Below are 26,690 nucleotides of genomic sequence, written 5' to 3'. Positions count from 1 at the left end.
TAACAGTCTTACTGGCCGTTTTGATAGCGTTTTGCGCTATCGACGTTCCATTCAGGCCAATAACACACGGGGAATACCATGAAAAAAACCACAATTTTCCATACTAGCCTGCCGAAAACCGCCCTTGCCGCTGCCGTTGCGCTCGGTTTAGGCACCGCAAGTCTCGCCGTCGCCCAAGATAAGCCCACCGTTAACGTGGCGACCGACCCAAGTTTTGTGCCTTTTGAGATGATGGATCAAGAAACCGGTGAAATGATCGGTTTTGATATGGACATCATTAACGAAATCGCCGAGCGTGCTGGCTTTGACGTTAACCTGACCACGATGGAATTTGCCGGCATTATCCCGGCGATACAAACCGGTAACCAAGAAATTGCCATCGCCGGGGTTACCATCACAGAAGAACGTGCTGAAGTCGTCGACTTCTCCGATCCTTACTACGATTCTGGCCTACGCATCATTGTCCGCGCCGACAACGATGACATTGAAACCATTGAAGATCTCGCCGGACGTTCGGTCGCCACGCGGATTGGTTCCACCAGCTATGACTTCCTGCAAGAGGAACTGGGGGATGACGCGGATATCACGCCTTATCCCGCGATGAGCGATATCTACATGGCGCTGTTGGGCCGTAACGTTGATGCGGCATTCTACGACGCTCCCAATGTGTCTTATTTCGCCCAAACCCGAGGCGAAGGTCGCGCCAAGGTTGTTGGCCCCCTTTACGAAGGGCAGCAGTACGGCATCGTCTTTCATAAAGGCAGCGAATGGCTAGAACCCACCAACGAAGCCCTCGCCGCAATGCGTGAAGATGGAACCTACGATGAAATTTATCAAACGTGGTTCGGCGAAACGCCCAACGACGATTAATGCGCATTGCTGAATTACGTCTGTTGAGTTACTAACGCCAACACAGGGCCGGGTGGCCGCACCCCCGGCCCTGTGTCGTTTTTTATTTATTGATTCTCTTAGGAGATAACGCGTGGACGTCACCTTTCAATTTGATTGGTCGGCAGCGTTTGGATCCATTCCCTACCTGCTACCTGGGATTCCCTGGACGCTGCTCATCTCATTCGGCGGTTTAGCAATCGGTTTCTTCATTGGGATTTTCTTTGGCCTTTTACGTATCAGTCCGCTGCGCTGGCTACGCTGGCCCGCGATTGTTTACGTCGAAGTCTTTCGCGGTACGCCCATCCTTGTGCAGGTGTTGTTTATTTTCTACGGCCTACCACAGCTGCTGGATGGCCCCATTAATGCGCTAACCGCCGGTATTGCCGCGATTGCCGTCAACTCGGGTGCCTACATTTCTGAAATTGTGCGTGGCGGTGTGCAATCCATTGAACGCGGTCAACGCGAAGCGTCGCTCTCACTGGGCCTCTCGCGCACGCAATCGTTTCGCTACATTATCTGGCCTCAAGCCTTTCGCCGCATGATCCCGCCGCTGGGTAACCAAGGCATTATCAGCATCAAAGACACCTCGCTATTTTCCGTGATCGGCGTCGGTGAGCTGGTGCGTCAAGGGCAAATCTATATTGCGACCACCTTCACCGCGCTTGAGGTCTACTTTATGGTCGCGCTGATGTACCTTGCGATCACTTGGACCCTCTCTATCATCCTGCGTCAACTTGAACGCAGAGGCCTGGCTGGACAATAAGGACACGCGCAATGAACGATACAACGCAACCAATTGTGCAGATGCAGGCGTTAAATAAGCATTTTGGCAGTCTGCACGTACTTAAAGATATCGACCTTGAAATCGTACCCGGCGAGGTCGTGGTGGTCATCGGTGCCAGCGGGTCGGGGAAATCCACGCTCATTCGCTGCATTAACGGGCTAGAAGAGTTCCAGCAAGGCAGCCTTACGGTGGATAGCAAACCGCTGTTACCTCATGGCAAAAGTACTAAAGCCTTGCAGGCCATCCGTACTGAAGTCGGCATGGTATTTCAGCAGTTCAACCTTTTTCCTCACCTTAGCGTGATCGACAACATTTCGCTTGCGCCAAGGAAGGTGCGCGGTTGGAGCCGCGCTGATGCTATCGATAGCGCGAACCGCTTGCTCGAGCGCGTGGGGATTTCCGATCAGGCGCAAAAGTACCCCAGCCAGCTCTCAGGCGGCCAACAGCAACGTGTCGCACTGGCACGCGCCTTGGCCATGGAGCCACGGCTAATGTTGTTTGACGAGCCCACGTCAGCGCTGGACCCGGAGATGATCGGCGAAGTACTCGATGCCATGCGTGAATTGGCGAAAGAGGGCATGACCATGGTGATTGTGACGCACGAAATGGGCTTTGCCCGCGAAGTCGCCGACCGAGTGATCTTCATTCACCAGGGAGAAATTACCGAGCAAGGTCCTCCCGAGCAGCTGTTTGATAAACCCCAACACGAACGCACTCAGTCTTTCCTAGCACGTGTTTTAAAGCACTGACTGAGCAACATTAGCGCTAAGAAAAGCGCCAAAAACCCCATTATTTTATCGCCTGTCCTCGTGACAGGCTTTTTTTGCCTGTGGATAATATTTTTTCCACGATTTTCTTTATTGCTCTTAAGTCTGCATATGCCGGGGGTTAATCGACCCTGTGGAGAAAATATACGGTTGTTCACAGCCACGGTAACAAGTCAGGTATGCAGCAGTGGAAAACCCGTCGATGATTTGTCTTGTGGGTAAATCGCATTTCCATCCACAGGCTTAGCACCGTTTGTACGCGTCTCGTACGCGTCTTCTTAACACATTCGCCCACATAGCAACTCATTGATAGTTATCGGACAATTATGCTTTTCCACAGATTTTATCCACACCAATAATTACAACAACAACAGAACTTCCTTTATTTATATATATGTTGTTATTAATAGTAGCTGAAGTGACAAGATTCCCATGTGGAAAAACCTGACGGTTACCCACAGGAGGTTTATACTGCCGGGCTTACTGATGCATGCTGAATAAAGTCGCGGTGAAACGCGCAAGACGAGGTGTCATGAACTATCCCGACCGCTTTGATGTGATTGTCATCGGCGGTGGCCATGCGGGTACCGAAGCCGCGCTGGCCTCTGCTCGTATGGGCTGTCAAACCCTGCTGCTCACCCATAACATCGAAACCTTGGGCCAGATGTCGTGTAATCCCGCGATTGGCGGTATTGGCAAAAGCCATTTGGTCAAAGAAATTGATGCACTTGGCGGTGCAATGGGGCTAGCCACGGACCTAGGCGGCATTCAATTTCGTGTGCTTAACGCTCGCAAAGGGCCGGCAGTACGCGCCACTCGGGCGCAAGCCGACCGAGTACGTTACAAAGCCGCTATCCGCGGTATGTTGGAAAACCAACCGAATTTGACGATTTTCCAGCAAGCAGCGGGCGATTTGATTGTCGACAATGACACCGTTCGCGGTGTGGTAACCGAGACCGGCATTCGCTTTCACGGCGAATCCGTGGTGCTTTGCACAGGAACCTTCCTCGGGGGTGTGATTCATATCGGGCTTGATCAAAGTCGCGGTGGACGCGCGGGGGATCCGCCTTCCAACGCCTTGGCAGAACGGTTACGTGCACTGCCGTTTCGTGTTGATCGACTCAAAACCGGCACGCCGCCGCGTATTGACGCCAAAACCGTGGATTTCTCCCAACTCGAAGAACAGCCGGGGGATTCACCCACGCCGGTGATGTCGTATCTGGGTAATCGTGCGATGCATCCGCAGCAGATGAGCTGCTACATTGCCCATACCAATGAGAAAACCCACGATATTATTCTACAAAATCTGGACCGTTCGCCGATGTACTCTGGCGTGATCGAAGGCATTGGACCGCGCTACTGCCCGTCGATTGAAGACAAAGTTCACCGTTTTGCGGATAAATCGAGTCACCAAGTGTTTATCGAGCCGGAAGGCTTAGATACAAACGAGCTGTATCCCAACGGGATTTCTACGTCGCTGCCGTTTGATATTCAGCTTCAGGTGGTACGCTCAATCAAGGGGCTGGAAAACGCGCATATCACGCGGCCAGGTTACGCCATCGAGTACGATTTCTTTGATCCGCGCGATCTGAAACACTCGCTGGAAACCAAATTTATCCACAACCTGTTTTTTGCCGGACAAATCAACGGCACCACCGGTTACGAAGAAGCCGGCGCTCAAGGGCTACTTGCCGGTTTGAACGCCGCTCGCCGTGCGAAAGCCTTGGAGGCCTGGTGGCCGCGCCGCGATGAAGCGTATTTGGGCGTGTTGGTCGATGACCTGATTACCATGGGCACCAAAGAGCCCTACCGTATGTTCACCTCGCGCGCCGAATATCGTCTACTGCTGCGCGAAGACAACGCCGATTTACGCTTGACCGAAACAGGCCGTGATCTAGGGTTGGTGAATGACAAGCGTTGGAACGCTTTCAGCCGCAAGCGCGACGCCATAGAGCTGGAAAACCAGCGGCTCGCCGCTACCTGGGTGCAGCCCAATACCCAAGCAGCGACACGCATTGCGGAAATAACGGGAAAAGCGTTAACACGGGAGTATCGCTTAAGCGATCTGCTCAGGCGTCCCGAGCTTACCTACGCTGATATCGCGACGTTGCCGGGCATCGAAGGCGAGGCGGTAGACAACGACGCCGTTACCGAACAGGTGCAAATTCAGGCCAAATACCAGGGCTATATCGACCGTCAGCAGGACGAAATCGACAAACTCAAGCGTCACGAAGCAACGCCGTTACCCGAGACCCTGGATTACCAGCGGGTCGAAGGACTTTCCAACGAAATTCGTCAAAAACTTATCGAGACGCGCCCCGCCACACTCGCCCAAGCGGCGCGTATTTCTGGGGTAACGCCAGCGGCAGTGTCGGTCTTGCTAATTCATTTGAAAAAGCGTCGATTGGTGGAAAACAGCGAGGTTGCCAACGGATGAGTGCGCTGGCAACCCTCACCGCCTCGTTACCGGAGGGTATCGCGGAACGCCTAGACCAAGGGCTTGAGGCGCTAGGCCAAACCGTGACTCGTGAGCAGCGAGAACGCCTGCTGGGGCTTTTGGCCCTATTGCACAAGTGGAACCGGGCTTATAACCTCACCGCAGTGCGTGACGTGAGCGATATGGTCACACGCCACCTTCTCGATAGCGCGGCGGTGGCGCCATTTGTGCATGGCCCTCGCGTCTTGGATGTGGGCGCAGGGCCAGGGCTTCCTGGTTTGATACTCGCGATCCTTAAGCCAACGCTTGAGGTCACGCTGCTCGACAGCAATGGCAAAAAAGTGCGCTTTCAGCGTCAAGCGGTGATGGAGCTTGGGCTTGAAAACGTTATCCCGGTACAAGCCCGTGTTGAGCAGTTTGACGGAGCGACATTTGATCAGGTGGTTTCGCGCGCCTTTGCCAGTCTTGTTGACTTTGTCACGTTGACTCGTCAACTGCCCGCTGCTCACGGCGAGTGGGTAGCCATGAAAGGCCCCGGCGCCGACGATGAACTGCAAGCACTGCCTGCTGATATCGTAATTAAAGCGCGCCATTCGCTTAAAGTGCCGTTTGAAACCGCTTCGCGGCAGCTACTGATATTGAGACCACGATAGTAAGCACCTGATCATCAGGCGGGTTTCAAGATCGCCAAGGTAAACCCACAAGGAGTTGCGTAAGTGAGTCAGATCATTGCCCTGACCAATCAAAAAGGCGGCGTGGGCAAAACCACCTCCGCTGTTAACCTGGCGGCGAGTCTTGCGCAGCTTGGCCGCCGCGTACTGCTAGTGGATCTGGACCCGCAAGGCCACGCCAGCATGGGCAGCGGCATCGATAAACACGCATTAGACATTAGCGTCCTCGATGTACTGCTAGGCGACGCTAAAGCAAACGATGTGATTGCACGTAACCTGCCGGTGGGGTTTGATGTACTGCCCGGCAACGGCGATTTAACCGCGGCCGAAGTTGAGCTCCTTGATAGCGAGGCGCGTCAAAGCCGGTTATCGTCAGCGCTGAACGACGTCAGCGCTGATTATGATGTGGTCCTGATTGACTGCCCACCGTCGCTGAACATGCTGACAGTCAACGCGCTGACCGCCGCTGACGGTGTTCTTATCCCGTTACAGTGCGAGTTTTACGCACTTGAAGGGCTTTCCGCGCTGCTGGATACGGTTGAGCAGATCAAAGAGAACATCAACCCGAATCTGGCGGTTTGCGGTATTTTGCGCACCATGTATGACAAACGCACCAGTCTAACCCGCGAAGTCGATAAGCAGCTGCGTGACTTTTTTGGTGATGCGCTGCTGAAAACCACCATTCCACGTAATATTAAAGTGGCAGAAGCGCCTAGCCATGGCGTACCAGTCACCCACTATGCGCGCTTTTCACGGGGTAGCCAGGCGTACCGCGTGCTGGCGAAAGAGTTGATTCGTCGATTAACGCTGTAAGCAGACGCTGTTGGCAGATGTCGTTTCACGAGGGAAAACAATGACGCGTAAACGTGCGCTAGGACGCGGCCTCGACGCCCTAATTGGCGCCGGCGCCCGCCGCCGAGACAGTTTAGATATCACCGGCGACGACGCCGTACCGATTGATCCTGAGTCATCGGCAATCACGTCGGTAACCCCAAATAGCTCTAGCCCTGAGCTGGCTTCAAGCGCGCCGGAGCGCCTTGAGCGTTTACCGCTTGGCCAGCTGGTTCGCGGGAAATACCAGCCACGGCGCGATATTCAACCCGAGGCGCTGGAAGAACTCGCCGATTCCATTCGCGCACAAGGCGTTATGCAGCCTATTGTGGTGCGCCCGGTGGCGGAAAATCGCTATGAAATTATCGCCGGTGAGCGGCGTTGGCGAGCCGCCCAGCTGGCTGAGCTGGATGTGATTCCCGCGGTTATTCGTGAAGCTAGCGATGAAGTCGCCCTGGCGTTGGCGCTGATTGAAAACATTCAGCGTGAAAACCTGAACGTAGTGGAAGAGGCCATCGCGCTGAAGCGCTTAGGCGAAGAGTTCGAGCTAACCCAGCAACAAATCGCCGATGCAGTTGGCAAGTCGCGCACGCAAGTGGCGAATTTACTCCGCTTACTCGCCCTCGACCCGGAAGTACAAACGTTGCTTGAGCGCGGGGATTTGGATATGGGCCATGCTCGTGCGCTACTTTCGCTCAACAGCGCCGAACAGCGCCAAGTCGCCCACGAAGTGGTCAATCATGACCTTACCGTGCGCGCCACCGAAGCGTTAGTGAAAAAACGCCAAACGCAAGGTGAGCCTGCGCGCGCAAAAAGTCGCCAAAGTCCGTCGCCGGATGTGGCGCGGTTGGAAACGCGTTTAAGCGAGCAGCTCGGGGCGCCGGTATCGATTCAACACGGTCAAAAAGGCAAAGGTAAGCTCACCATTCGCTACACCAGCCTAGAAGAATTAGACGGGATACTCGGGCATATACAGTAGTCGGATAGGGGGAGAATGGTGGGTAGAATGTTGACAATCCTTCCCCCTTTGGTCGCAAGTTGTCAGCTTCGTAGGCAAAAAGCATGTAACGCTGGTTGAATGGCTGATAGCGCTTCCCTATAATCGCGCAAGATTTGTGCAGGTTGTGGACGTAGGTTTCGCTATTTAATTCGCGCTTCTCAACGGATCACCGCCTCTGTGTAGTAGTTATGAAAAAAAAATGGCAACGACGAGAAGTAACGCGACGCCAGACGTACTTGCGCAGGTTAAGCATAGCCCAAGCCGGTATTGCCCTTGCCGTTGTTGGGTTGGCCCTGGGCTTGGCACAGCGTGACGGTGCCATTTCGGCGTTTTTAGGGATTGTGGTTGCGCTACTGCCGCATGCGTTTTTTGTTCAACGCTCTGGGGCGTTAACGTCCCGAACGTCTCCTTCGCGGAGTGCAGCGCGTTTGTTTCGTGCTGAGATGGGTAAGTTTGGTTTGACGGTGGTGCTGTTTGTTGCAGTGTTTCTTTTAGTTCCCCCTTCAAACCCCGCTTTCTTTTTTAGTGCTTATGTAGCGGTTGTCTTGACGCATTGGCTGACTCCTTGGCTAATGCCCAAACGCCGCTCAACTGATTGAGGTGATAGTTCCATGGCAGCAGGAAACGAAGTCTCGGCGACTTACTATATCCAGCACCACTTGCAGAACTTAACGTTTGGCAAACACCCGGAGAACGGCTGGTCCCTGGCTCACACCGCTGAAGAAGCACGTGAAATGGGCTTTTGGGCGATTCACCTCGATACCATGGGGTGGTCGATTGCTATGGGGTTACTGTTTATCTGGATTTTTCGTAAAGCAGGTAAAGTGGCAACCACCGGTGTTCCGGGTACGTTACAAAACATCGTGGAAATGGTGGTTGAGTTTATCGAGAACCTCACACGCGCGACCTTCCACGGCAAAAATTCGAAAATTGCTCCACTTGCCTTAACGCTATTCGTTTGGATCTTGTTTATGAACACGCTCAAGATCCTTCCGGTGGATTACTTCCCGGAACTGTTTAAACGGTTAGGCGTGGACTATATGAAAATCGTTCCCACCACCGACCCGAACGCTACCTTGGGTATGGCGCTGGGCGTTTTCTGTTTGATCATCTACTACAGCATCAAGGTGAAAGGGGCCGGTGGCTTTGCCAAAGAGCTCTCGCTAACCCCGTTTAATCACTGGGCATTGATTCCCTTTAACCTTGTGCTCGAAATCATTGGCCTGCTTGTGAAACCGCTAGGCCTGGGTCTTCGTCTCTTCGGCAATATGTTTGCCGGCGAAGTTATCTTCATCCTGATTGCCCTGCTGCCGTTCTGGGCCATCTGGCTGTTGGATGTGCCGTGGGCCATCTTCCACATTTTGGTGGTTACCCTGCAGGCTTTCATCTTTACAACACTCTCCGTTGTTTATTTGAGTGCCGCGCACGAGCATCACTAAACCTAGCAACGCAAACGCTTTCATTAACCCTCAACCTTAACCAAACCTTAAAATCTGGAGCATTATCATGGAAATGGTTTATCTCTCTGCTGCCATCATCATCGGCCTGGGCGCACTGGCTACCGGTATCGGCTTCGCGCTGCTAGGTGGCAAACTGCTCGAATCAACCGCGCGTCAGCCGGAGTTGGGCGATCAGTTGCAAACCAAAACCTTCATCATGGCGGGTCTGCTTGACGCCGTTCCGATGATCGGTGTTGGTATCGCGATGTACCTGATCTTCGTTGTTGCCGGTTAATGATAGCGCTACCGAGCGGCTAGCCCGCTCGGTGTTGTTTCAATCCGGTCGCCACGAACCTGTCAGAGGTACATCCCTGTGAATATCAACATGACGCTTATCGGGCAGACGATCGCCTTCGCGATCTTTGTCTGGTTTTGCATAAAGTACGTGTGGCCGCCCATCAGCACTGCGCTCCACGAGCGTCAGAAAAAAATTGCTGACGGCTTGGACGCGGCAAGCCGTGCTTCGCGTGACCTTGAGCTCGCTCAAGAGCAGGCGGCACAGACGCTGCGTGAGAGCAAAGAGCAGGCTTCTGAAATTCTGGAACAGGCGAATAAACGTTCGAACCAGATGATCGAAGAAGCGCGTGAACAAGCGCGTTCTGAAGGCGAGCGTTTGATTGCAAGTGCTCGCACTGAGATCGATCAGGAAGTCCAGCGCGCCAAAGACGAACTGCGCGCGCAAGTGTCACATCTTGCGATTGTCGGTGCCGAGCGCGTGCTTGAGTCTTCGGTCGACGAAAAAACGCACCGCAAGTTGCTTGATGAGCTTGCTGCTGAACTGTAAGGAGGTGAATTATGGCGGAATTACTCACCGTCGCTCGTCCTTACGCTAAGGCAGCGTTCGAATATGCGCGCGATCACAATACGCTAGATGCCTGGTCTTATGCCCTTGGCTTTTTGGGCTACGCTATTGTAGATGACAAAGTCCGTTATTTACTCGGTAGCCCAAAGCTTGAAAACGAAAAGAAAGTATCGTTTCTGGCGGGCATGTTGCCTGAAAAGCAAGGCGATGCTTTTGAACGTTTTCTAATGAATCTAGCGGCTCAAAATCGCCTCGTTGCGCTGAAAGCGATTGCTGAGCAGTTTGAGCAGCTTCGCGCGGAACACGAACAGCGTATCGACGTAACCGTGACGTCAGCCTTTAAGCTCGACAGCAAGCAGAAGACTAAGCTGGCAACCGCGCTTAAAAAACGTCTGAATCGCGAAATCTCCATTACCACTCAGGTGGATAAAGCGCTAATTGGTGGTGTCATCCTGCGTGCCGGCGATACCGTCATTGACGGTTCGGTACGCGGTCGATTGAACCGCCTTTCTGAAGCGCTGACCACTTGAGTCTGAGGGACATGGCATGCAGCAACTGAATCCTTCCGAGATCAGCGACATCATTAAGCAGCGAATTGAAAAGCTCGATGTCGCATCCGAAGCCCGTAATCAGGGCACCATCGTCAGCGTTTCCGACGGTATCGTGAAAGTTCACGGCCTCGAAGACGCGATGTTTGGTGAAATGATTGAATTTCCCAACAGCATTTTCGGCATGGTACTGAACCTGGAGCGTGACTCCGTAGGTGCCGTCGTGCTGGGCGACTATCTGCAGCTTGAAGAAGGCATGACCGCGAAGTGTACCGGTCGTATCCTTGAAGTGCCGGTAGGCCCTGAGCTGATTGGTCGTGTCGTTGACGCGCTGGGTAACCCGATTGACGCCAAAGGCGATATTAACGCCAAGATGACCGACGCCGTCGAAAAAGTTGCGCCTGGTGTTATCACCCGTCAATCGGTTGATGAGCCGATCCAAACCGGCCTCAAGTCGATTGACTCCATGGTACCGATCGGTCGCGGTCAGCGTGAGCTGATTATCGGTGACCGTCAGATCGGTAAGTCCGCCATTGCCATTGATGCCATCATCAACCAGAAAGGCAAAGGCGTTACCTGTGTTTACGTTGCCATTGGTCAAAAGCAATCGACCATTGCCAACGTGGTGCGCAAGCTTGAAGAACATGGCGCGATGGAGCATACCATTGTCGTCGCCGCGGGCGCCGCTGACCCGGCACCGATGCAGTTCCTCGCCGCGTATGCTGGTTGCACGATGGGCGAATATTTCCGCGATCGCGGCGAAGATGCCATGATCGTATATGACGACTTGTCGAAACAAGCCGTTGCCTACCGTCAGGTATCATTGCTGTTGCGTCGCCCGCCGGGCCGTGAAGCGTATCCGGGTGATGTGTTCTATCTCCACTCGCGTTTGCTGGAGCGCGCTGCGCGCGTCAACGTCGATTACGTGGAGAAGTTCACCAATGGCGAAGTGAAAGGCAAAACCGGTTCCTTGACCGCTCTGCCGATCATCGAAACCCAAGGTGGCGACGTTTCCGCGTTTGTTCCGACCAACGTGATTTCAATCACTGACGGCCAGATCTTCCTTGAGACGAACCTGTTTAACTCGGGCATCCGTCCGGCGATCAACGCGGGTCTTTCGGTATCGCGTGTGGGTGGTTCAGCGCAAACCAAGATCATCAAAAAACTGGGCGGTAGCGTGCGTTTGGCACTGGCTCAGTACCGTGAGCTGGCAGCGTTCTCGCAGTTTGCCTCGGACCTTGATGAAGCGACGCGTAAGCAGCTGGAGCACGGTGAGCGTGTGACCGAGTTGATGAAACAAAGCCAGTACTCGCCGATGTCAGTGGCGGAAATGGCCTTGACGCTGTACGCCGCGAACGAAGGCTATCTGGATGACGTTGATGTGAAAAAGGTGCTGGACTTTGAAAGTGCATTGCACGATTACATGAAGTCTGAACACAGCGACCTGCTCGACAAGATCAACCAGACTGGCGACTACAACGACGAGATCCAAAGCGGCTTGAAGTCGGGTCTCGAACAGTTCAAGGCGACTCAGACTTGGTAATGCCCATGGCCTGCTCTTGGGTGGGCCTGGATGCTTTTCTGAGAGCCACGAACGAAAGGTAGATCGCTATGGCAGCTGCAAAAGAGATACGCACCCAAATCGGGAGCATTAAAAATACGCAGAAGATTACCAGCGCCATGGAAATGGTGGCTGCATCGAAAATGCGTAAAGCACAAGATCTGATGAAGGCCAGTCAGCCTTACGCTAAGCAGATCCGCAATGTGGTCGCCCATATTGCCGATGCCAACCCCGAGTACAGGCACGACTACATGGTCGAGCGTACCGAGGTAAAGCGCGTTGGTTATATCGTGGTGTCCACCGATCGCGGCCTCTGTGGCGGCTTGAACCATAACCTGTTCAAGGCCGTGTTGAAGGACGCCGCCGCTTGGCGTGACCAGGGGGCAGAACTTGAGTTCTGTGCGCTGGGTAGCAAGGCGGGCAGCTTCTTTAATAAGTATGGCGGTAAGCTGGTGGCGGCAAAAAGTGGCCTGGGCGAATCGCCCACGGTCGAAGATCTAATTGGTAGCGTGAAGGTCATGCTCGAAGCGTATGACGAAGGACATTTGGACCGCTTGATTGTGGTGCATAACGAATTCGTGAATACCATGACGCAACAGCCGGTAGTGCGTCAGCTTCTTCCGCTGTCGCCCAATATGGGCGCCGACGAGCAAGACGATGAAAACGCCCGTCCCGGAAGTTGGGACTACCTGTATGAACCGGATGCAAAGGCGTTACTCGATAGCCTGCTGGTTCGCTTTATTGAATCACAGGTCTATCAGGCAGTTGTGGAGAACGGCGCCTGCGAGCAGGCGGCACGCATGATTGCGATGAAGAGCGCCACCGACAACGCTGGCGATCTGATCGACGATCTGGAAATGGTGTACAACAAGGCCCGTCAGGCCGCCATTACCCAGGAAATTTCTGAAATCGTCGGCGGCGCCGCTGCCGTATAACGCCTAGGGAGCCCGTTCTTGCAAGGGCGCTCCCAGCAGACAGGTTTCATTTGCAGGTTTTTGAGAGGAACCAAGATGAGCGGACGTATCGTACAAATCATCGGCGCGGTGATTGACGTAGAGTTTCCGCGGGACTCAGTGCCCAAGGTCTACGACGCGCTGAAAATTTCGGGAGCCGAGACGGTTCTGGAAGTCCAGCAACAGCTGGGCGATGGCGTAGTGCGCACTATCGCCATGGGCTCCACCGAGGGGCTCAAACGGGGCATGGATGTTACCAGCACTGGGGCGGCGATTTCCGTCCCCGTGGGTAAAGCCACGCTGGGACGCATCATGAACGTGCTCGGCGAGCCAATCGATGAAGCCGGGGATATCGGCGAAGATGAGCGGATGCCGATTCACCGTAAAGCGCCAAGCTATGCGGAACAGTCGGCCTCTGAAGAGCTGCTGGAAACCGGCATCAAGGTAATCGACCTGGTTTGCCCATTTGCCAAAGGCGGCAAGGTTGGCCTGTTCGGCGGCGCCGGTGTAGGTAAAACCGTTAACATGATGGAGCTGATCCGCAACATCGCCACCGAGCACAGCGGTTATTCCGTTTTTGCCGGTGTGGGTGAGCGTACCCGTGAGGGTAACGACTTCTATCATGAAATGACCGATTCCAACGTTATCGATAAGGTATCGCTGGTGTATGGTCAGATGAACGAGCCGCCCGGCAACCGCCTGCGTGTAGCACTGACCGGTCTGACGATTGCAGAGAAATTCCGTGATGAAGGCCGCGACGTTCTGTTGTTCGTTGATAATATCTACCGCTACACCCTGGCCGGTACCGAAGTATCGGCTCTGCTCGGCCGTATGCCGTCAGCGGTAGGCTATCAGCCAACACTCGCCGAAGAGATGGGGGTTTTGCAGGAACGTATCACCTCGACCAAGACAGGCTCGATCACGTCTGTTCAGGCCGTTTACGTGCCTGCGGATGACTTGACCGACCCGTCGCCAGCGACCACCTTCTCGCACCTTGATGCCACCGTGGTATTGGCGCGTTCCATCGCCGAGCTAGGTATTTACCCGGCGATTGATCCGCTGGATTCCACCTCGCGGCAGCTCGACCCGCTAGTGGTGGGTGATGAGCACTACAATGTGGCTCGCGGTGTGCAGGGCGTGCTACAGCGCTACAAAGAGCTTAAGGATATTATCGCGATTCTGGGTATGGACGAGCTGTCGGATGAAGACAAGCTGGCCGTTTCCCGCGCGCGTAAAATCCAGCGCTTCTTGTCGCAGCCTTTCTTCGTCGCCGAGGTGTTTACCGGTGCGCCAGGTAAATACGTGCCGCTGAAAGATACAATCAGTAGCTTCCAGGGCATTCTCGCTGGCGAATACGACGACATGCCGGAACAGGCCTTCTACATGGTCGGCACTATCGACGAAGCCGTCGAGAAAGCCAACCAGATGAAGAAGTAATCCCGTCTACCAGGGGGATTCGCTATGGCGAATAGCTTCACTTGCAATATCGTCAGCGCAGAAGCATCCATCTTCTCAGGCTCAGTAGAGCAGGTGATTGCTTCTGGTTCGATGGGTGACCTTGGCGTACTGCCGGGTCACGCGCCGCTGCTGACTGAGCTTCAGCCGGGTCCAATCCGTGTGATTTTTGACGGCGGTAAAGAAGATAACTTCTTTGTCTCCGGCGGTTTCATGGAAGTGCAGCCGGATGTCGTGACCATTTTGGCCGATGCCGCCGCTCGTGCGTCTGACCTCGATGAGGCAGCGGCGCAGGAAGCGCGGCAACAGGCACTGCGCGCCTTCAACGAGAAATCGGCAGAATTGGATTACACGCGTGCCGCCGCTGAGCTGGCCGAGGCGGTTGCCCAATTACGTACGATTCAGCAACTGCGCAAAAAGGCAGGTAAAGGCTAAATCTACGCATTTGGCGTAACCTACGCCCCTTGAACCCTGCGTTGGGTTTAAGGGGCGTTTTTTTTGTCTGTTATTATGATGCTCACAAAGACGATCACAAAGGTCGTTACGACAGGTGTGGAGGTACGCCACACCCTGAGCCACGGCGACACAAAGGGGGAACCACTATGTCGCTAAATGATGAAGCCTTAGAAACATTAAAAACTGAGCTACTGGACGCGTTTAACGACGAAGCGCCGAATAAAGACGCGCTCACCGAGCGGTTGAGTGAAATTCGCTCAGCGGATATCGGCGAGATCCTCGAAGAGATGATCGAAGAGGACGAGGCGCTTAACACGGCGATTGGCGTCTTGAATCTACTCTCTGACGAGCGTTCGGCTAACGTCTTGGGTTATTTACCTGGGGATAGCCAACTCGAAGTGGTAGGCAAGCTTCCCGATGGACAAGTCCTCACGCTACTTGAAGAGATGAGCTCGGATGAGCGTGCCGACCTGTTTAACCTGCTTGATGAAGATCGCCGTGAGGCACTGCTGCGCCGCATGGCACATCGAGAGCGTGAAGACCTAAAGCGTCTGGCCAGTTATGAAGAAGGTACCGCCGGCGCCATTATGACCTCTGACTATGTGGCCATAGCCAGTGGCATGACGGTGTCCCAAGCGTTGATGCGCGTGCGTCAAACCGCGCCCGACGCGGAAACGGTTTATCAACTTTATATTCTCGCCAGCGATGGGCAGTTGATCGGCACGATGTCGTTGCGCCAATTGATGGTCGCGCGCCCAGGGGCGCTTGTTGATGACATTATGATCAAAGACGTCATCAGCACGATGGTGGATGAAGCGCAGGAGGAAGTAGCCCGCGTCGTGGCGCGTTACGATTTAATCGCTCTGCCCGTGATTGACGCTGACAACCGCATGGTGGGCATTGTCACCCACGATGATGCCATGGACGTGGCGGAATCTGAGGCCACCGAGGATTTTCATAAAGGGATGTCCATCGGCGCGCTTGAAGATGGCGTCAGTCGGGTTCCGTTGTGGAGCCTGTATCGCAAGCGCGTCATGTGGTTGGTATTGCTTGTGTTTGCCAACCTCTTTTCGGGAGCAGGGATTGCCTATTTTGAGGACACCATTGCCGCGGAGGTCGCGTTGGTGTTTTTTCTTCCGTTGTTGATTGGTTCTGGCGGTAACGCCGGTGCTCAGGCAGCGACTTTGATGGTACGCGGCATGGCCACCGGCGATGTCGGAGTCAAAGACTGGAGCAAACTGCTTGGACGTGAATTACTGGTGGCAGGCTCGCTAGGCTTGACCATGGCGCTTGCCGTTGCACCGATAGGCGTGATGCGGGGCGGGGAAGCCGTGGCCATGGTGGTGTCGCTTAGTATGGTAACGATTGTATTATTCGGTAGCCTCTTGGGTATGTGTCTGCCTTTTGTACTAGAGCGCTTCAAAATTGATCCGGCAACTGCCTCAGCGCCCCTGGTCACCACACTGATTGATGCGTCCGGGGTTGTGATTTATTTCAGCATCGCTTCAGCGATTTTAACGAGCGTCGCAACGTAGTAAATGAGGCGGTAAGTGTTTATCGGTGTTTACCCAACAAGCACGAGAAATAACACGCTCGTGGCGACCAGCATAATGCCAAGTGATGACCAATGCCGCAGTCGGCGTTCAATGACCCACGCCAGCCGAAAGCGGCTGGCGTGATGATAGGGAAGAGTCGGAAGGGTTAACGCACTGAACAAGGGAAATGACGGGCGCCAGATATATAGAGCGCCACATGATGATTTCCCTTAGTTCTTAGTGGTGTGTCACTTAGAAGGCATTACTCGCGGCGCGGGTAATAAACAGCACTTCCACGTTACCCAGCCACTCGATATCGCTGGCCAGCGCTTTTAGCTGGCTGGCGAGGCACTGCGGCGGCTGATGAATGGCATCACCGACGATCAGCGAAACGGAAATTTTGCCGTTGAGGTAGTGCAACTGCAAATCTGAGCGGGTTCGCCACACCGGGTGCTTGTGCCAGCGCGCGTCCAGCGTAGCTTCCACTTCTGGGCGCAGCGGTAAGCCCGGCAGGCGGCTTGGATCGCCTTCGCCGGCATCGTCCTCGGGGTCGATGTGAAAAATCACATCGGTCAGCGCGGGAAAAGCGCGGCGTAGACGGCGGCTAACTTCGTTACCGATTTCGTGCGCTTCTGAGACGCTAACGGTAGAACCTACCACCACGTGTAAATCCACCATTACCCACCCCGCGGATTGGCGCGTGCGCAAGTCGTGGACGCTATCCACCCCCGGCACGCTTTCGGCTACGGCGTGCATCTGCTGCTGCGCGTCTTCCGGTAGGGCGGTATCCACAAGCTCACGGGCGGAGTCCCACAGAAGATCCCACCCGACTTTACCGACAAGCAGCCCCACGATGACGGCCGCAACCGCGTCTAGCCAGCCGAGACCAAACTGCGCCCCGGTCAAGGCCACCAGCACCACGGCAGTCGAAAGCGCATCGCTGCGTGAGTGCCAGGCGTTGGCTTCTAGGAGTTTGGATTGCACGCGCTTGGCAACGCGCATGGTGTAGCGAAAGATCCATTCTTTACTCAGTAGGGCAAGAAGGGTAATCGCGATTGCTACCAACCCAGGCGCGTTGATTTGGGTGCCGCTCACCAAGCGGTCCAAACTCGACCAAGCGATCCCCCCGGCCACAAAAATCAGCACGCTACCCAACAGAAGCGTTGTGAGGGTTTCGATACGGCCATGGCCGTATTGGTGGTCGTTGTCTGGCCCTTGGCGCCCATAATGAATCGCCGCAAAAACAAAACCGTCGGTGATCAGATCAGACAGCGAGTGGATTCCATCGGCGATCAGCGCGGCAGAACCAACCAACGAGCCCACGACCACTTTGACCGCGCTCAAGATACCGTCTAGCCACGCGCCGATCGTGGTGACGCGCTTCGCCTCACGGCTATGTTCCGCGTGACTTGGCGATTGAGGCAGTGGGTCATTAGGTGTCATGGACAACCTTGCAGGCATGTTGCAATGAGGTGCCATTGTAGCGCATTGCAGCAAGTTGCCCATAGGCCAAGCCGTTAAGGATGCGGACAAGCAATAAAGCGGCGTGTATCCTTGAGCACGATAAAATAAGTCACCTATATCACACAGGCTTTGACATGGATTGGCTACAGGTGGTGGTGTTAGCGGTCGTTCAGGGGCTAACGGAGTTTTTGCCTATTTCAAGCTCCGCGCATTTGATTCTGGTGCCGGTGCTCACCGACTGGGAGGATCAGGGGCTCGCCTTTGATGTTGCGCTGCATATCGGCAGTTTGACCGCGGTGGTGGTCTACTTTCGCCGTGAAGTGTGGGGGATGGTGGTCAGTAGTTTAGCAGCGCTGCGCGGACGTGGGGTCGATCAAGAAGCGCAATTGGCGCTATGGGTGGTAGTGGCCACATTGCCGGTGTGTGCCATTGGCTTTGTGCTTCACGACGCGATCTCAGGGTACATGCGCTCGACGTTAATTATTGGACTAAGCTTAATTGGCTTTGGTCTGCTGCTGGGCTATGCCGATTGGAAGCAGCGTGGCACGCGTAGCGAATACCGTCTGAATTTCAAAGACGTGTTGATTATTGGCTTTGCCCAGGCGCTGGCGTTGATTCCGGGCACGTCGCGCTCGGGTATTACCATCACCGCGGCGCTTTTGGTCGGCATGAGCCGTGAAGGCGCGGCGCGATTTTCGTTTCTGCTTTCCATTCCGGTGATAGTGCTGGCAGGCGGGCTTGAAACCGTGGGGCTGATTAAGCAACCGCAAGCGATTGATTGGTCCGTTATGGTGTTCGGCGCGTTGCTTTCCGGGGTAAGCGCTTACGTGTGCATTCACTTCTTTTTACGCTTGATAAAACGCTTGGGAATGCAGCCCTTTGTGCTCTATCGGGTGATTTTTGGGGCCTGGCTGCTATGGTTTTTTCATTCCTGAACCGAATTGACGAAAACATCGAATCAACGGGTACAACCACGTGCAAAAAAGCCTGACACAAACCTTATGGGGTACGCTTCTCCTCGGTTCATTCGCTCTAGCCGGCTGCTCGTCTGAGAGTGAACGGCCGCTGGAATCACCGGTGCGTTTAGACGGCGGTGCGTTTGGCAGTTTTTATCAAGTTATCATTGCCGATCCGCTGACGCAGGGGGAGGCACAAACTCTGGAAGCGGGCATCCAAGCCCAACTCGAACAGGTCGATCAGGCGATGTCGACCTACCGTGATGATGCCGAGCTTGTGGCGTTTAACCAAGCCCCACTGGGGGAGTGGCAACCGCTCTCCGACGCGCTCATCGAGGTGATGGCGATTAGCCAATCGGTCGCGGAGGCCAGTAACGGTGCGTTTGATGTCACCATTGGAGGGCTGGTCAACCTGTGGAGCTTTGGCCCTGAGGCACGCCCTGAGGAAGTGCCGTCTGACGCGGTGTTAAACGAGCGCCTTGAGCAGGTGGGCTTTGATGCGCTCGACGTTGATACGCAGTCCATGCAGGCCCAGCGCACGCGCGATGTGTTTGTCGATCTTTCCGCCGTGGCCAAAGGTTATGCCACCGACCAAGTGGCCGCGTACCTTGATCAGCAAGGTATCGAGCACTACTTGGTGAATCTGGGTGGTGATTTGATCGCGCGCGGCTATCGCGACCCCAATGAAGAAATTTTGTGGCGCGTGGGTATCGAAGTGCCCGCCGACGGCCCGCAAACCGCACAGCATGTGATTCCGCTACGCGATATATCGGTGGCAACCTCGGGCGATTATCGCAATTACTTTGAGATAGAAGGAAAGCGCTATTCGCACACCCTCGACCCACGCAGCGGTAAACCGATTACCCACGGGCTTGCCTCAGTGTCGGTTTTTCATCCCGCTAATGCTTGGGCGGATGCTTGGGCAACGGCGCTTCTCGTGGCGGGAGAAACGTCGGGTATGAGGCTGGCGAACGAATACGATCTTGGTGTTTTAATGCTGGTTCGCGAGGGTGATGCGTGGCGAAGTCTCGCAAGCCCCGCGTTGGCTCAACGCTTCGGTGAAGCGCTGTTGGAGGAGCTGGACATTGACGTTGCCGCAGAGGCAAACGCCGAAGGAATGTAAAAATAGGAATTTAAAACGCAGGAATTGCAAACACAGGATAACGCGATGCACGCCGAACTCGATATTGTCATTCTGGCCGCCGGTAAAGGCACACGTATGCGCTCGCCACTGCCCAAAGTGTTGCACACGTTAGCGGGCAAACCGATGGTGCGTCATGTGCTGGATACCGCCGCCGCGCTCAATCCAGCGCGGACCCACGTGGTCATTGGCCACGGCGCCGACGCGCTGCGCGATGCCTTGAGCGATCGACACGTTGATACGCCGGTACGATTTGCCCTGCAGGCCGAACAGAAAGGCACTGGCCACGCCGTGGTGCAAACGCTTGATCAATTGGGTAATGGCAAGGTGTTGATTCTTTACGGCGATGTGCCGCTAATTCGCCGTGAAACGTTAGTGGCCCTGTTGCAACGCGTCGATGAGCAGCACCTAGGACTTTTGACCGTTACGCTGGATAACCCCACTGGGTACGGGCGTATCGTGCGCAACGATGCCGGTGACGCGGTGGCGATTGTCGAGCAAAAAGATGCCAGCGACGCCGAACTTGCCATCCGTGAATGCAATACCGGCATCATGGCGCTCACCGGCGCCCAGCTTAAGCGTTGGCTACCCAAGCTCTCGGATGACAATGCCCAGGGCGAGTATTACTTGACTGACGTGATTGCCATGGCGGCCAAAGAAGGCGTCAGCGTGGCCACCGCGCAGCCCGCCACACCGGTGGAAGTCGAAGGGGTGAATAACCGTGCCCAAATGGCGCGGTTAGAGCGTGCGTATCAAGCCCAACTGGCTGAGAAATTGATGGTGGAAGGTGTCGCCTTGGCTGATCCGGCACGGTTGGATATCCGCGGTACACTCACCTGTGGCCATGATGTGTTTATCGATGTTGGCTGTGTGTTTGAGGGCGATGTCGAGCTGGGCGAGGGGGTAAAAGTTGGCCCTTACTGTGTGATCAAAAACGCCACCATTGGCGCGGAAAGCGTGATTGAATCTCATAGCGTGCTGGATCAGTGCGTCGCGGCGGGGCGCAACCAGATTGGCCCCTTTGCCCGCCTTCGCCCTGGCACCCGCTTAGCGGTGAAGGCCAAAGTGGGCAATTTTGTTGAGACCAAAAATGCCGATGTCGGTGAGGGAAGTAAAATCAATCACTTGAGCTATGTTGGCGATGCGCGCTTAGGGCGCGAGGTCAACGTGGGCGCGGGCACGATCACCTGTAACTACGATGGCGTTAACAAGCATCGCACCGAGATCGGCGATGGCGCTTTTATTGGCTCGAACACCGCCCTCGTCGCGCCGGTATCGGTCGGCCTTGGGGCCACCGTGGGCGCCGGCTCCACTATTGGTAAAGACGTCGCTGACCATGCTTTGGCGGTGACCCGCGGCCGTCAGATTGAAAAAGCCGACTGGCCGCGACCGAAAAAGCGACTCGACTAAGCAGCACCAAGACCTTACAGCATCATGACTTGGGATTTGCCCCAGTGAAGGCAGGAGAAAGCGTATGTGTGGCATTGTCGGCGCTGTTGCCCAGCGCAACGTGCAGGAAATTTTGCTTGAAGGCTTAAAGCGCCTGGAGTATCGCGGCTACGACTCGGCGGGAATGAGCGTGATGCACCAGGGGGCGCTCGCCCGTCACCGCGCGGTGGGTAAAGTCGCCGCCCTTGAGGCCGGCGTTGGCGAAAAGCCATTACCGGGCCTTATCGGGATTGCCCACACCCGTTGGGCCACGCACGGCAAGCCCTCGGAGGCTAACGCCCACCCACACCAAAGCGGTGACCGCGTGGCCGTGGTACATAACGGCATTATCGAAAACCACGAGCGTACCAAAGCACGTTTGCAAGCCGCCGGCCATGTTTTCACCTCGGAAACCGACACCGAAGTCATCGCTCATTTGCTTAGCGACGCGCTGAACGGCACCCGCGATGAGCGTGGCGCGCTGCTCTCGGCTGTGCAACGCACCGTGCATGAATTGGGCGGGGCTTATGCGCTGGGGGTGATGAGCGTGAGCGAACCTGACGTGGTTATTGGCGCGCGCCAGGGCAGCCCGTTGGTCGTCGGGGTCGGTATTGGTGAAGCGTTTCTCGCCTCCGACCCGCTAGCGCTCTTGCCGGTCACTGACCGCTTTATCTACCTTGAAGAAGGCGATGTGGTTGAACTGCGAGACGGTGGGCATATCCGCATTTTCGATCGCGACGGTCAGGCAGTGGAGCGCTCGATTCACGTCTTTGAACACGGCGACGGCGCGGCGAGTAAAGGGGAATACCGCCACTTCATGCTTAAAGAGATTTATGAGCAGCCGGCGGTGATCAGCGCGGCGCTCGAAGGGCGGTTAAGCGATACCGGCGTGCTGGTGGAGAGCTTTGGCCCGGAAGCCGCGGCGTTGTTTGCGCGCACTCGTCAAATCCATATTATTGCCTGCGGTACCAGCTACCATGCAGGCTTAGTGGCGCGTTACTGGCTAGAACGCTACGCCGGCGTGCCTGTGCAGGTTGAGGTGGCATCTGAGTACCGTTATCGCTACCCAGTGGTGCCAGAGGGCACATTATTTGTCACGCTGTCACAGTCGGGGGAAACCGCTGATACGCTGGCCGCGCTGCGCTACGCTAAAACGCTGGGCTATATCGGGGCGTTGGGTATCTGCAACGTACCGGGCAGTTCGCTCGTGCGCGAATCCGACCTGACGCTAATGACTCGCGCCGGCCCCGAGATTGGGGTTGCCTCAACCAAAGCCTTCACCACCCAGCTTGTCGCCTTGATGCTCTTTACCTTGGCGCTTGCCAAATGCCGTGACAAGGCCCCGTTAAGCGCGGACGAACAGACAAAAATCGTCCAGGCGTTGAAAACCTTGATGCCGATTTGCCAGCAAGTATTGGCGTTGGATAGCGAAATTGAAACGCTCTCGCAGGCCTTTGCGGAAAAACACCACACGCTGTTTCTTGGCCGTGGTGCTCATTACCCCATCGCACTGGAAGGCGCGCTCAAGCTTAAAGAGATTTCCTATATTCACGCCGAAGCCTACCCGGCGGGCGAGCTTAAACACGGGCCGCTGGCGCTGGTGGATAGCGAAATGCCGGTAATATCCGTTGCGCCTAACGACGACTTGCTGGAAAAGCTGAAATCCAACCTGCAGGAAGTGCGCGCCCGAGGCGGGGAGCTTTTCGTTTTCGCTGATGAAAACGTCGGAATCCACGCCCAAGACGGTATTCAGGTGTTACATCTCCCACACATTCACGAAGCGCTCGCACCGCTGCTTTACACCTTGCCGCTGCAGCTTTTGAGCTACCACGTCGCGGTACTCAGAGGCACCGATGTCGACCAACCGAGGAACCTAGCTAAGAGCGTGACAGTCGAGTAGCGCAGAAAATAGCGGATAAGCGCCTGTCGGAGTAGAATAAAGTTTGATAAATCTTAATAAAGTTTGATGTTTTATAATAATGTTTGAACATTTCTGGCCTCCGGCTATGCTTAGATCATTCGGAGGCCTTTTATGTCAGATACGAACAAGCTGGTTGATCCCAAGCACAAGAAATTGCTCAAGACGCGTGGGCGAGGGATAGGTAGAGATTACGAGCCCTTTATCAAGGTTCACGAGATGAGCAGTCAAGGGGAAAGCGTTCGTATCAGAAGCGCGACGGTGGGCCGAGTACATCACTTGCTATCGGGTATAGAGCTGCAGGCCTTCCTCGTGTTCGATCAGTTCGAACGCACCATCGATATTCGGGAGCAATACCCCCTTCCTGTTGAAGATACCCTAGATATTTGCGAGAGATTAGGCATCCGTCATCCTCAAGTACGTGGCAACTTGACTGTTGTGACGACCGATCTTTTGATCAATTTCGATGATGGTACGCAGCTGGCAGTGGCAGTGAAATCTTCCTCTGAACTAGGCAAGCAAAGGGTCATTGAAAAGCTGCAAATCGAAAAATCTTACTGGGAGTTGAATGGCGCCGAATGGAAGCTGTTTACCGAGCGTGAAGTGTCCGATGGGCTGCGTGAAAACCTATCTTGGATACAGCCTTATTTGGCTGAAGAAGCAGCTGTTGATTATCAGCTGACAGCCGTTGAGGTTGAAGACCTGTTAGCCCGGCTTCGTCAGCATCCCAGAACCCAGGTGACACGCCTGTGCGCAAAATTTGATGACCAGTACGGAGTAGAGCCAGGCTTCCACCTTAGCACTCTTCGTTTCGCCGTTGCCCACAGGTTCATTCGCGCGCCATTAGATAAGCCATTCCACAGTTGGACCTTTAAAGATTTGACGCTAAGAGAAAGTGCCTGGGCTGGAGAGGTCCATCATGCTTCTTAACCAAGTTTTTCAAGAGCCGGAAACCCATAGTCGCTACCGAGTTGTCTTGGAGTATATCAATGAGTTAATGCTCATCGACATTGACAGCGATAAGGCTTGGCCGTTTCCAGTGAAAGAGGATGAGTTGCGAACAGTAGGATATGAGCCGATTGAAGACCCATTTCCGCTTCCTAATGTTGAAGAAGGCAGCATAGCGGCTGTCAAGCGTGATGAGGCATGGGGCGTTATAGCCCCATTGCTAGATAAATATACGAATCTGTGCGACAAGGCTAAACGTAACCAATTGATCAAGGAGCGGCTGGCAAGCACCGACAAATCGAGGCTCTACATCGTAAGGTATCTCCGACGTTACTGGCAGAGGGGGATGGCACCGAATGCATTGGCTCCCGACTATTATCGTTGCGGTGGAAAAGGAAAGCCAAGGCGCGAAATCGAGCAGAAACTCGGTCGTAAGCGCAGTATCTCCCCCGGCGTCGGGACGCCAGTAACAGAAGAAGTAGCAGAGCTTTTTAGACTAGCGATCGAGGGTTTTTATCTAACCAACGAGAAAGTGCCGTTAACGGCCGCCAAGGATAAAGCCATTGGCCTGTTTAAGGCCCGTCACCCTAATACCAATGAATCCAGTGTGCCCACGATGGCGCAGTTTCGGTACTTCTATCAAACTCACTATCTTCAGAGTGAGGTTATACGCAAGAGAACACCTTCACGTATTTATCAGAAAGACATGCGTGCACTGACCAGTACTTCCGGCAATCTGAATTTCGGTCCTGGTGCCCGTTATGAAATCGATGCCACGATTGCCGATCTTTATCTGGTGTCGGACCAAGATCCCGACGCCATTATTGGTCGCCCCGTCATGTACTTCGTTAAGGACGTATTCAGCCGCATGGTTGTGGGCATGTACATCGGCTTGGAAAACCCATCCTGGGTAGCAGCAATGATGGCGTTGTCGAATGCTTTTATCGACAAGACAGCGTTTTGTTGCGAATACGGAGTGAACATTAGGGCGACAGACTGGCCAAGTGTGGGAATTCCATACGGCATCATGGCTGATAGAGGCGAACTTCTCTATCGACAAGCGGATGTTCTGGTAAATCGCTTCGGCGTGCAGCTAAGTAATTCTCGTGCCTACAGAGGAGATGATAAAGCAATTTGTGAGCGCTTCTTCAACACGATCCAGAGCCAGTTTCGCCCATATGTTGGCGGGGTCGTTGAGCCCCTCAACGGTAAAAAGCGTATAGGGCGCCGTTATGAGCTGGATGCAACATTAGGGCTTTATGATTTCACCAGGTTAGTAATAAACCTTGTTATCAATTACAACACTAGGCATGTGATAGATGGGTACGATTTTGCTCCAGATATGCCGGAGAACCTGCCGGCAGTGCCATTGGAGCTATGGAACTGGGGGGTTCAGAATCGAACAGGAAAATTGCGTTCCTGCGACGAAGATCTGGCATGGATTAACCTGCTGCCTTACGAGCAAGCTTCTGTCTCTGAAGTTGGTATTACCTTCAAAGGCCTGGTTTACACATGCCAAGAGGCATTGAAAGCAGGTTGGTTTGACCGTATTCGCCAGAATCGCCCCTCCAAGATTGAAATTGCCTTTGACCCACGGCGTACCAACACCGTTTACTTGAGGCCTGACAGTAAATTCGAAAGTTATTGGATCTGCGAACTAGCAGACCGAAGTCGCCGATTCCGAAATATGAGCTTTGTCGAGGCAGCAGGAGTCCTCAAGTCCATGAAGCGTACCGAAGCAACTGCCCGCCAGAAGGAGGACTATGAAAAACCGGATGCATTGGCCAATGTAGAAAAAATCGTTTCAGAAGCGAAAGCCAAGGGGAAGGATAAGCAGAAAGTAACGCTGCCAGCGTCAGAGAGGCTCAAAGGGATACGGGATAACCGCTCAAGGGAAAAGGAGGCGGAAAGAGATCGCACCACGACCAAAACCCAGAAATCACGCAAATGCGACAAACCTGCCGATGTCGTGCCCCTTCGTCCTGAAAAAGAGCATAAAGACATAGGGTTAGACTATCCTGGCCTAGACGATTACCTGGAGGATGACGATGATTAAGCTCCCTATTGCGCAGTACCAGGAGGCTGAAATTCAGGAGTATGAACCCGCCTCATTCATCGCGGCGGTGGTAGCGCCATTATTGAGCGCTTTATGTCTGCATGGTGGATGCGTTGAGGCTATCTAACGTCTTACCGACGCGATAGTTATTCGAGATAGGCCTTTAGTGTCCCGTTTTTATCGCGCTTTTGCGTAGATCGCCGTCACTTACCCACAGTGTGCTCTCGGCCCTTGGCCGATGGTGATGCTTGCGTTGTTGAAGCCATCATGTCAGTCAGGAAGCGGCTGCAGTCGGCGGATACCCGGGAGTAAACGAGGCCACCACTTGTCGGCCGCAACACTCAAGCGAATGCGGATTTGGCGAGCTTTTACCGTGAACGTAGCCGCCACTTTCAATACCTGTTCGCGCAGCTTGACCAGGCTCCAACCTTGCCCGGTCCGGCGCTCCATCATGCAACGCACGCTGTGCAGCACCTGGTACGCATAGAGGCTCAACAGCAGATTCACCTGATTGCGGGCCATGACGTCCTGGGTGGTCAGGTGGCCGCGATCTGTCGAGGACAGGTGTAAATTGAGCGCTGATTTGAGT

26 protein-coding genes are annotated in these 26,690 nt (G+C 54.5%); 24 read left to right on the top strand and 2 right to left on the bottom strand.

Annotation, left to right across the window (positions count from 1 at the left end):
* The first annotated feature begins 78 nt into the window (after window positions 1-78).
* The 17 genes from QC823_RS07770 to mgtE all read left to right on the top strand — a co-directional run bounded on the left by QC823_RS07770 (window position 79) and on the right by mgtE (window position 16,190).
* Window positions 79-870 carry a transporter substrate-binding domain-containing protein gene (locus QC823_RS07770; RefSeq protein WP_309655795.1) on the top strand — a complete coding sequence of 264 codons (792 nt, stop codon included), beginning with the start codon at window positions 79-81 and terminating at the stop codon, window positions 868-870.
* Between the two features lie 112 nt (window positions 871-982).
* A complete protein-coding gene (locus QC823_RS07765) occupies window positions 983-1,654 on the top strand; it encodes an amino acid ABC transporter permease (RefSeq protein WP_309655794.1) in 672 nt (223 codons plus the stop codon).
* Between the two features lie 11 nt (window positions 1,655-1,665).
* Window positions 1,666-2,424, top strand: coding sequence for an amino acid ABC transporter ATP-binding protein (locus tag QC823_RS07760; protein ID WP_309655793.1), 759 nt, complete (start codon window positions 1,666-1,668; stop codon window positions 2,422-2,424).
* Window positions 2,425-2,974: 550 nt separating this feature from the next.
* Window positions 2,975-4,879, top strand: a complete 1,905-nt coding sequence (gene mnmG, locus QC823_RS07755) for a tRNA uridine-5-carboxymethylaminomethyl(34) synthesis enzyme MnmG (RefSeq protein ID WP_309655792.1) — start codon at window positions 2,975-2,977, stop codon at window positions 4,877-4,879.
* Window positions 4,876-5,532, top strand: coding sequence for a 16S rRNA (guanine(527)-N(7))-methyltransferase RsmG (gene rsmG, locus QC823_RS07750; RefSeq protein WP_309655791.1), 657 nt, complete (start codon window positions 4,876-4,878; stop codon window positions 5,530-5,532). The genes mnmG and rsmG overlap by 4 nt, the downstream gene beginning before the upstream one ends.
* Before the next feature lie 63 nt (window positions 5,533-5,595).
* Complete coding sequence (locus QC823_RS07745) at window positions 5,596-6,363, top strand: ParA family protein (RefSeq protein WP_309655790.1); 768 nt, start codon at window positions 5,596-5,598, stop codon at window positions 6,361-6,363.
* A gap of 40 nt (window positions 6,364-6,403) precedes the next feature.
* Window positions 6,404-7,360, top strand: coding sequence for a ParB/RepB/Spo0J family partition protein (locus QC823_RS07740; RefSeq protein WP_309655789.1), 957 nt, complete (start codon window positions 6,404-6,406; stop codon window positions 7,358-7,360).
* A 209-nt stretch (window positions 7,361-7,569) separates the two neighbouring features.
* Window positions 7,570-7,980 carry an ATP synthase subunit I gene (locus QC823_RS07735; protein WP_309655788.1) on the top strand — a complete coding sequence of 137 codons (411 nt, stop codon included), beginning with the start codon at window positions 7,570-7,572 and terminating at the stop codon, window positions 7,978-7,980.
* A 12-nt stretch (window positions 7,981-7,992) separates the two neighbouring features.
* Complete coding sequence (gene atpB / locus QC823_RS07730) at window positions 7,993-8,820, top strand: F0F1 ATP synthase subunit A (RefSeq protein WP_309655787.1); 828 nt, start codon at window positions 7,993-7,995, stop codon at window positions 8,818-8,820.
* Between the two features lie 67 nt (window positions 8,821-8,887).
* Complete coding sequence (gene atpE / locus QC823_RS07725) at window positions 8,888-9,115, top strand: F0F1 ATP synthase subunit C (protein WP_007112217.1); 228 nt, start codon at window positions 8,888-8,890, stop codon at window positions 9,113-9,115.
* Window positions 9,116-9,193: 78 nt separating this feature from the next.
* The gene (locus QC823_RS07720) at window positions 9,194-9,664 is read left to right on the top strand and encodes a F0F1 ATP synthase subunit B (protein WP_309655786.1); all 471 of its coding nucleotides are present in this window, start codon (window positions 9,194-9,196) and stop codon (window positions 9,662-9,664) included.
* Window positions 9,665-9,675: 11 nt separating this feature from the next.
* On the top strand, window positions 9,676-10,212 hold the full coding sequence (locus QC823_RS07715; protein ID WP_309655785.1) for a F0F1 ATP synthase subunit delta: 537 nt from the start codon (window positions 9,676-9,678) through the stop codon (window positions 10,210-10,212).
* Between the two features lie 16 nt (window positions 10,213-10,228).
* Window positions 10,229-11,773 (top strand): F0F1 ATP synthase subunit alpha, encoded by a 1,545-nt coding sequence (gene atpA, locus QC823_RS07710; RefSeq protein ID WP_309655784.1) that lies wholly within the window; start codon window positions 10,229-10,231, stop codon window positions 11,771-11,773.
* Window positions 11,774-11,841: 68 nt separating this feature from the next.
* Entirely contained in the window at window positions 11,842-12,726 is an 885-nt protein-coding gene (gene atpG / locus QC823_RS07705; RefSeq protein ID WP_309655783.1) for a F0F1 ATP synthase subunit gamma, read from the top strand.
* A gap of 75 nt (window positions 12,727-12,801) precedes the next feature.
* A complete protein-coding gene (atpD, locus tag QC823_RS07700) occupies window positions 12,802-14,181 on the top strand; it encodes a F0F1 ATP synthase subunit beta (protein ID WP_309655782.1) in 1,380 nt (459 codons plus the stop codon).
* A gap of 24 nt (window positions 14,182-14,205) precedes the next feature.
* Window positions 14,206-14,634 carry a F0F1 ATP synthase subunit epsilon gene (locus QC823_RS07695; RefSeq protein ID WP_309655781.1) on the top strand — a complete coding sequence of 143 codons (429 nt, stop codon included), beginning with the start codon at window positions 14,206-14,208 and terminating at the stop codon, window positions 14,632-14,634.
* Window positions 14,635-14,801: 167 nt separating this feature from the next.
* Entirely contained in the window at window positions 14,802-16,190 is a 1,389-nt protein-coding gene (gene mgtE / locus QC823_RS07690; protein ID WP_309655780.1) for a magnesium transporter, read from the top strand.
* Between the two features lie 252 nt (window positions 16,191-16,442).
* Here mgtE and QC823_RS07685 read toward each other — a convergent pair whose 3' ends face one another.
* Window positions 16,443-17,633: a cation diffusion facilitator family transporter gene (locus QC823_RS07685; RefSeq protein ID WP_309655779.1), complete on the bottom strand. Its 1,191-nt coding sequence runs from the start codon at window positions 17,631-17,633 to the stop codon at window positions 16,443-16,445.
* 155 nt (window positions 17,634-17,788) lie between these two features.
* Between QC823_RS07685 and QC823_RS07680 the strand changes: the two genes are divergently transcribed.
* The 7 genes from QC823_RS07680 to QC823_RS07650 all read left to right on the top strand — a co-directional run bounded on the left by QC823_RS07680 (window position 17,789) and on the right by QC823_RS07650 (window position 26,228).
* Entirely contained in the window at window positions 17,789-18,589 is an 801-nt protein-coding gene (locus QC823_RS07680) for an undecaprenyl-diphosphate phosphatase (RefSeq protein WP_309655778.1), read from the top strand.
* A 40-nt stretch (window positions 18,590-18,629) separates the two neighbouring features.
* Window positions 18,630-19,733, top strand: a complete 1,104-nt coding sequence (locus QC823_RS07675) for an FAD:protein FMN transferase (protein WP_309655777.1) — start codon at window positions 18,630-18,632, stop codon at window positions 19,731-19,733.
* Window positions 19,734-19,778: 45 nt separating this feature from the next.
* Window positions 19,779-21,161, top strand: coding sequence for a bifunctional UDP-N-acetylglucosamine diphosphorylase/glucosamine-1-phosphate N-acetyltransferase GlmU (gene glmU, locus QC823_RS07670; protein WP_309655776.1), 1,383 nt, complete (start codon window positions 19,779-19,781; stop codon window positions 21,159-21,161).
* 64 nt (window positions 21,162-21,225) lie between these two features.
* Window positions 21,226-23,079 carry a glutamine--fructose-6-phosphate transaminase (isomerizing) gene (gene glmS / locus QC823_RS07665; RefSeq protein ID WP_309655775.1) on the top strand — a complete coding sequence of 618 codons (1,854 nt, stop codon included), beginning with the start codon at window positions 21,226-21,228 and terminating at the stop codon, window positions 23,077-23,079.
* A gap of 132 nt (window positions 23,080-23,211) precedes the next feature.
* Window positions 23,212-24,027: a TnsA endonuclease N-terminal domain-containing protein gene (locus QC823_RS07660; protein WP_309655774.1), complete on the top strand. Its 816-nt coding sequence runs from the start codon at window positions 23,212-23,214 to the stop codon at window positions 24,025-24,027.
* The gene (locus QC823_RS07655; RefSeq protein ID WP_309655773.1) at window positions 24,017-26,101 is read left to right on the top strand and encodes a Mu transposase C-terminal domain-containing protein; all 2,085 of its coding nucleotides are present in this window, start codon (window positions 24,017-24,019) and stop codon (window positions 26,099-26,101) included. The genes QC823_RS07660 and QC823_RS07655 overlap by 11 nt, the downstream gene beginning before the upstream one ends.
* Window positions 26,094-26,228 (top strand): hypothetical protein, encoded by a 135-nt coding sequence (locus tag QC823_RS07650; protein WP_309655772.1) that lies wholly within the window; start codon window positions 26,094-26,096, stop codon window positions 26,226-26,228. The genes QC823_RS07655 and QC823_RS07650 overlap by 8 nt, the downstream gene beginning before the upstream one ends.
* A gap of 143 nt (window positions 26,229-26,371) precedes the next feature.
* Here QC823_RS07650 and QC823_RS07645 read toward each other — a convergent pair.
* Window positions 26,372-26,690: transposase (locus QC823_RS07645; RefSeq protein ID WP_309655771.1), on the bottom strand; the 319-nt coding region annotated here is incomplete at its 5' end.

The sequence above is a fragment of the Vreelandella vilamensis genome, from assembly GCF_031451755.1.
In the GTDB taxonomy this organism is placed as follows: domain Bacteria; phylum Pseudomonadota; class Gammaproteobacteria; order Pseudomonadales; family Halomonadaceae; genus Vreelandella; species Vreelandella vilamensis.
The sequence above is the reverse complement of the archived record's forward strand: the minus strand, read 5'-3'. Positions and strand labels throughout refer to the sequence as shown.

Excerpts from the sequence above, each read along its gene's own strand:
- QC823_RS07760 (WP_309655793.1), top strand. The coding sequence starts at position 1,666 with ATGAACGATACAACGCAACCAATTGTGCAGATGCAGGCGTTAAATAAG.
- atpA (WP_309655784.1), top strand. The coding sequence starts at position 10,229 with ATGCAGCAACTGAATCCTTCCGAGATCAGCGACATCATTAAGCAGCGA.
- mnmG (WP_309655792.1), top strand. The coding sequence starts at position 2,975 with ATGAACTATCCCGACCGCTTTGATGTGATTGTCATCGGCGGTGGCCAT.
- glmS (WP_309655775.1), top strand. The coding sequence starts at position 21,226 with ATGTGTGGCATTGTCGGCGCTGTTGCCCAGCGCAACGTGCAGGAAATT.
- rsmG (WP_309655791.1), top strand. The coding sequence starts at position 4,876 with ATGAGTGCGCTGGCAACCCTCACCGCCTCGTTACCGGAGGGTATCGCG.
- QC823_RS07660 (WP_309655774.1), top strand. The coding sequence starts at position 23,212 with ATGTCAGATACGAACAAGCTGGTTGATCCCAAGCACAAGAAATTGCTC.
- QC823_RS07680 (WP_309655778.1), top strand. The coding sequence starts at position 17,789 with ATGGATTGGCTACAGGTGGTGGTGTTAGCGGTCGTTCAGGGGCTAACG.
- QC823_RS07735 (WP_309655788.1), top strand. The coding sequence starts at position 7,570 with ATGAAAAAAAAATGGCAACGACGAGAAGTAACGCGACGCCAGACGTAC.
- QC823_RS07685 (WP_309655779.1), bottom strand. The coding sequence starts at position 17,633 with ATGACACCTAATGACCCACTGCCTCAATCGCCAAGTCACGCGGAACAT.
- QC823_RS07655 (WP_309655773.1), top strand. The coding sequence starts at position 24,017 with ATGCTTCTTAACCAAGTTTTTCAAGAGCCGGAAACCCATAGTCGCTAC.
- atpD (WP_309655782.1), top strand. The coding sequence starts at position 12,802 with ATGAGCGGACGTATCGTACAAATCATCGGCGCGGTGATTGACGTAGAG.
- QC823_RS07695 (WP_309655781.1), top strand. The coding sequence starts at position 14,206 with ATGGCGAATAGCTTCACTTGCAATATCGTCAGCGCAGAAGCATCCATC.
- mgtE (WP_309655780.1), top strand. The coding sequence starts at position 14,802 with ATGTCGCTAAATGATGAAGCCTTAGAAACATTAAAAACTGAGCTACTG.
- QC823_RS07650 (WP_309655772.1), top strand. The coding sequence starts at position 26,094 with ATGATTAAGCTCCCTATTGCGCAGTACCAGGAGGCTGAAATTCAGGAG.
- atpE (WP_007112217.1), top strand. The coding sequence starts at position 8,888 with ATGGAAATGGTTTATCTCTCTGCTGCCATCATCATCGGCCTGGGCGCA.
- QC823_RS07740 (WP_309655789.1), top strand. The coding sequence starts at position 6,404 with ATGACGCGTAAACGTGCGCTAGGACGCGGCCTCGACGCCCTAATTGGC.
- QC823_RS07770 (WP_309655795.1), top strand. The coding sequence starts at position 79 with ATGAAAAAAACCACAATTTTCCATACTAGCCTGCCGAAAACCGCCCTT.
- QC823_RS07715 (WP_309655785.1), top strand. The coding sequence starts at position 9,676 with ATGGCGGAATTACTCACCGTCGCTCGTCCTTACGCTAAGGCAGCGTTC.
- atpB (WP_309655787.1), top strand. The coding sequence starts at position 7,993 with ATGGCAGCAGGAAACGAAGTCTCGGCGACTTACTATATCCAGCACCAC.
- glmU (WP_309655776.1), top strand. The coding sequence starts at position 19,779 with ATGCACGCCGAACTCGATATTGTCATTCTGGCCGCCGGTAAAGGCACA.
- atpG (WP_309655783.1), top strand. The coding sequence starts at position 11,842 with ATGGCAGCTGCAAAAGAGATACGCACCCAAATCGGGAGCATTAAAAAT.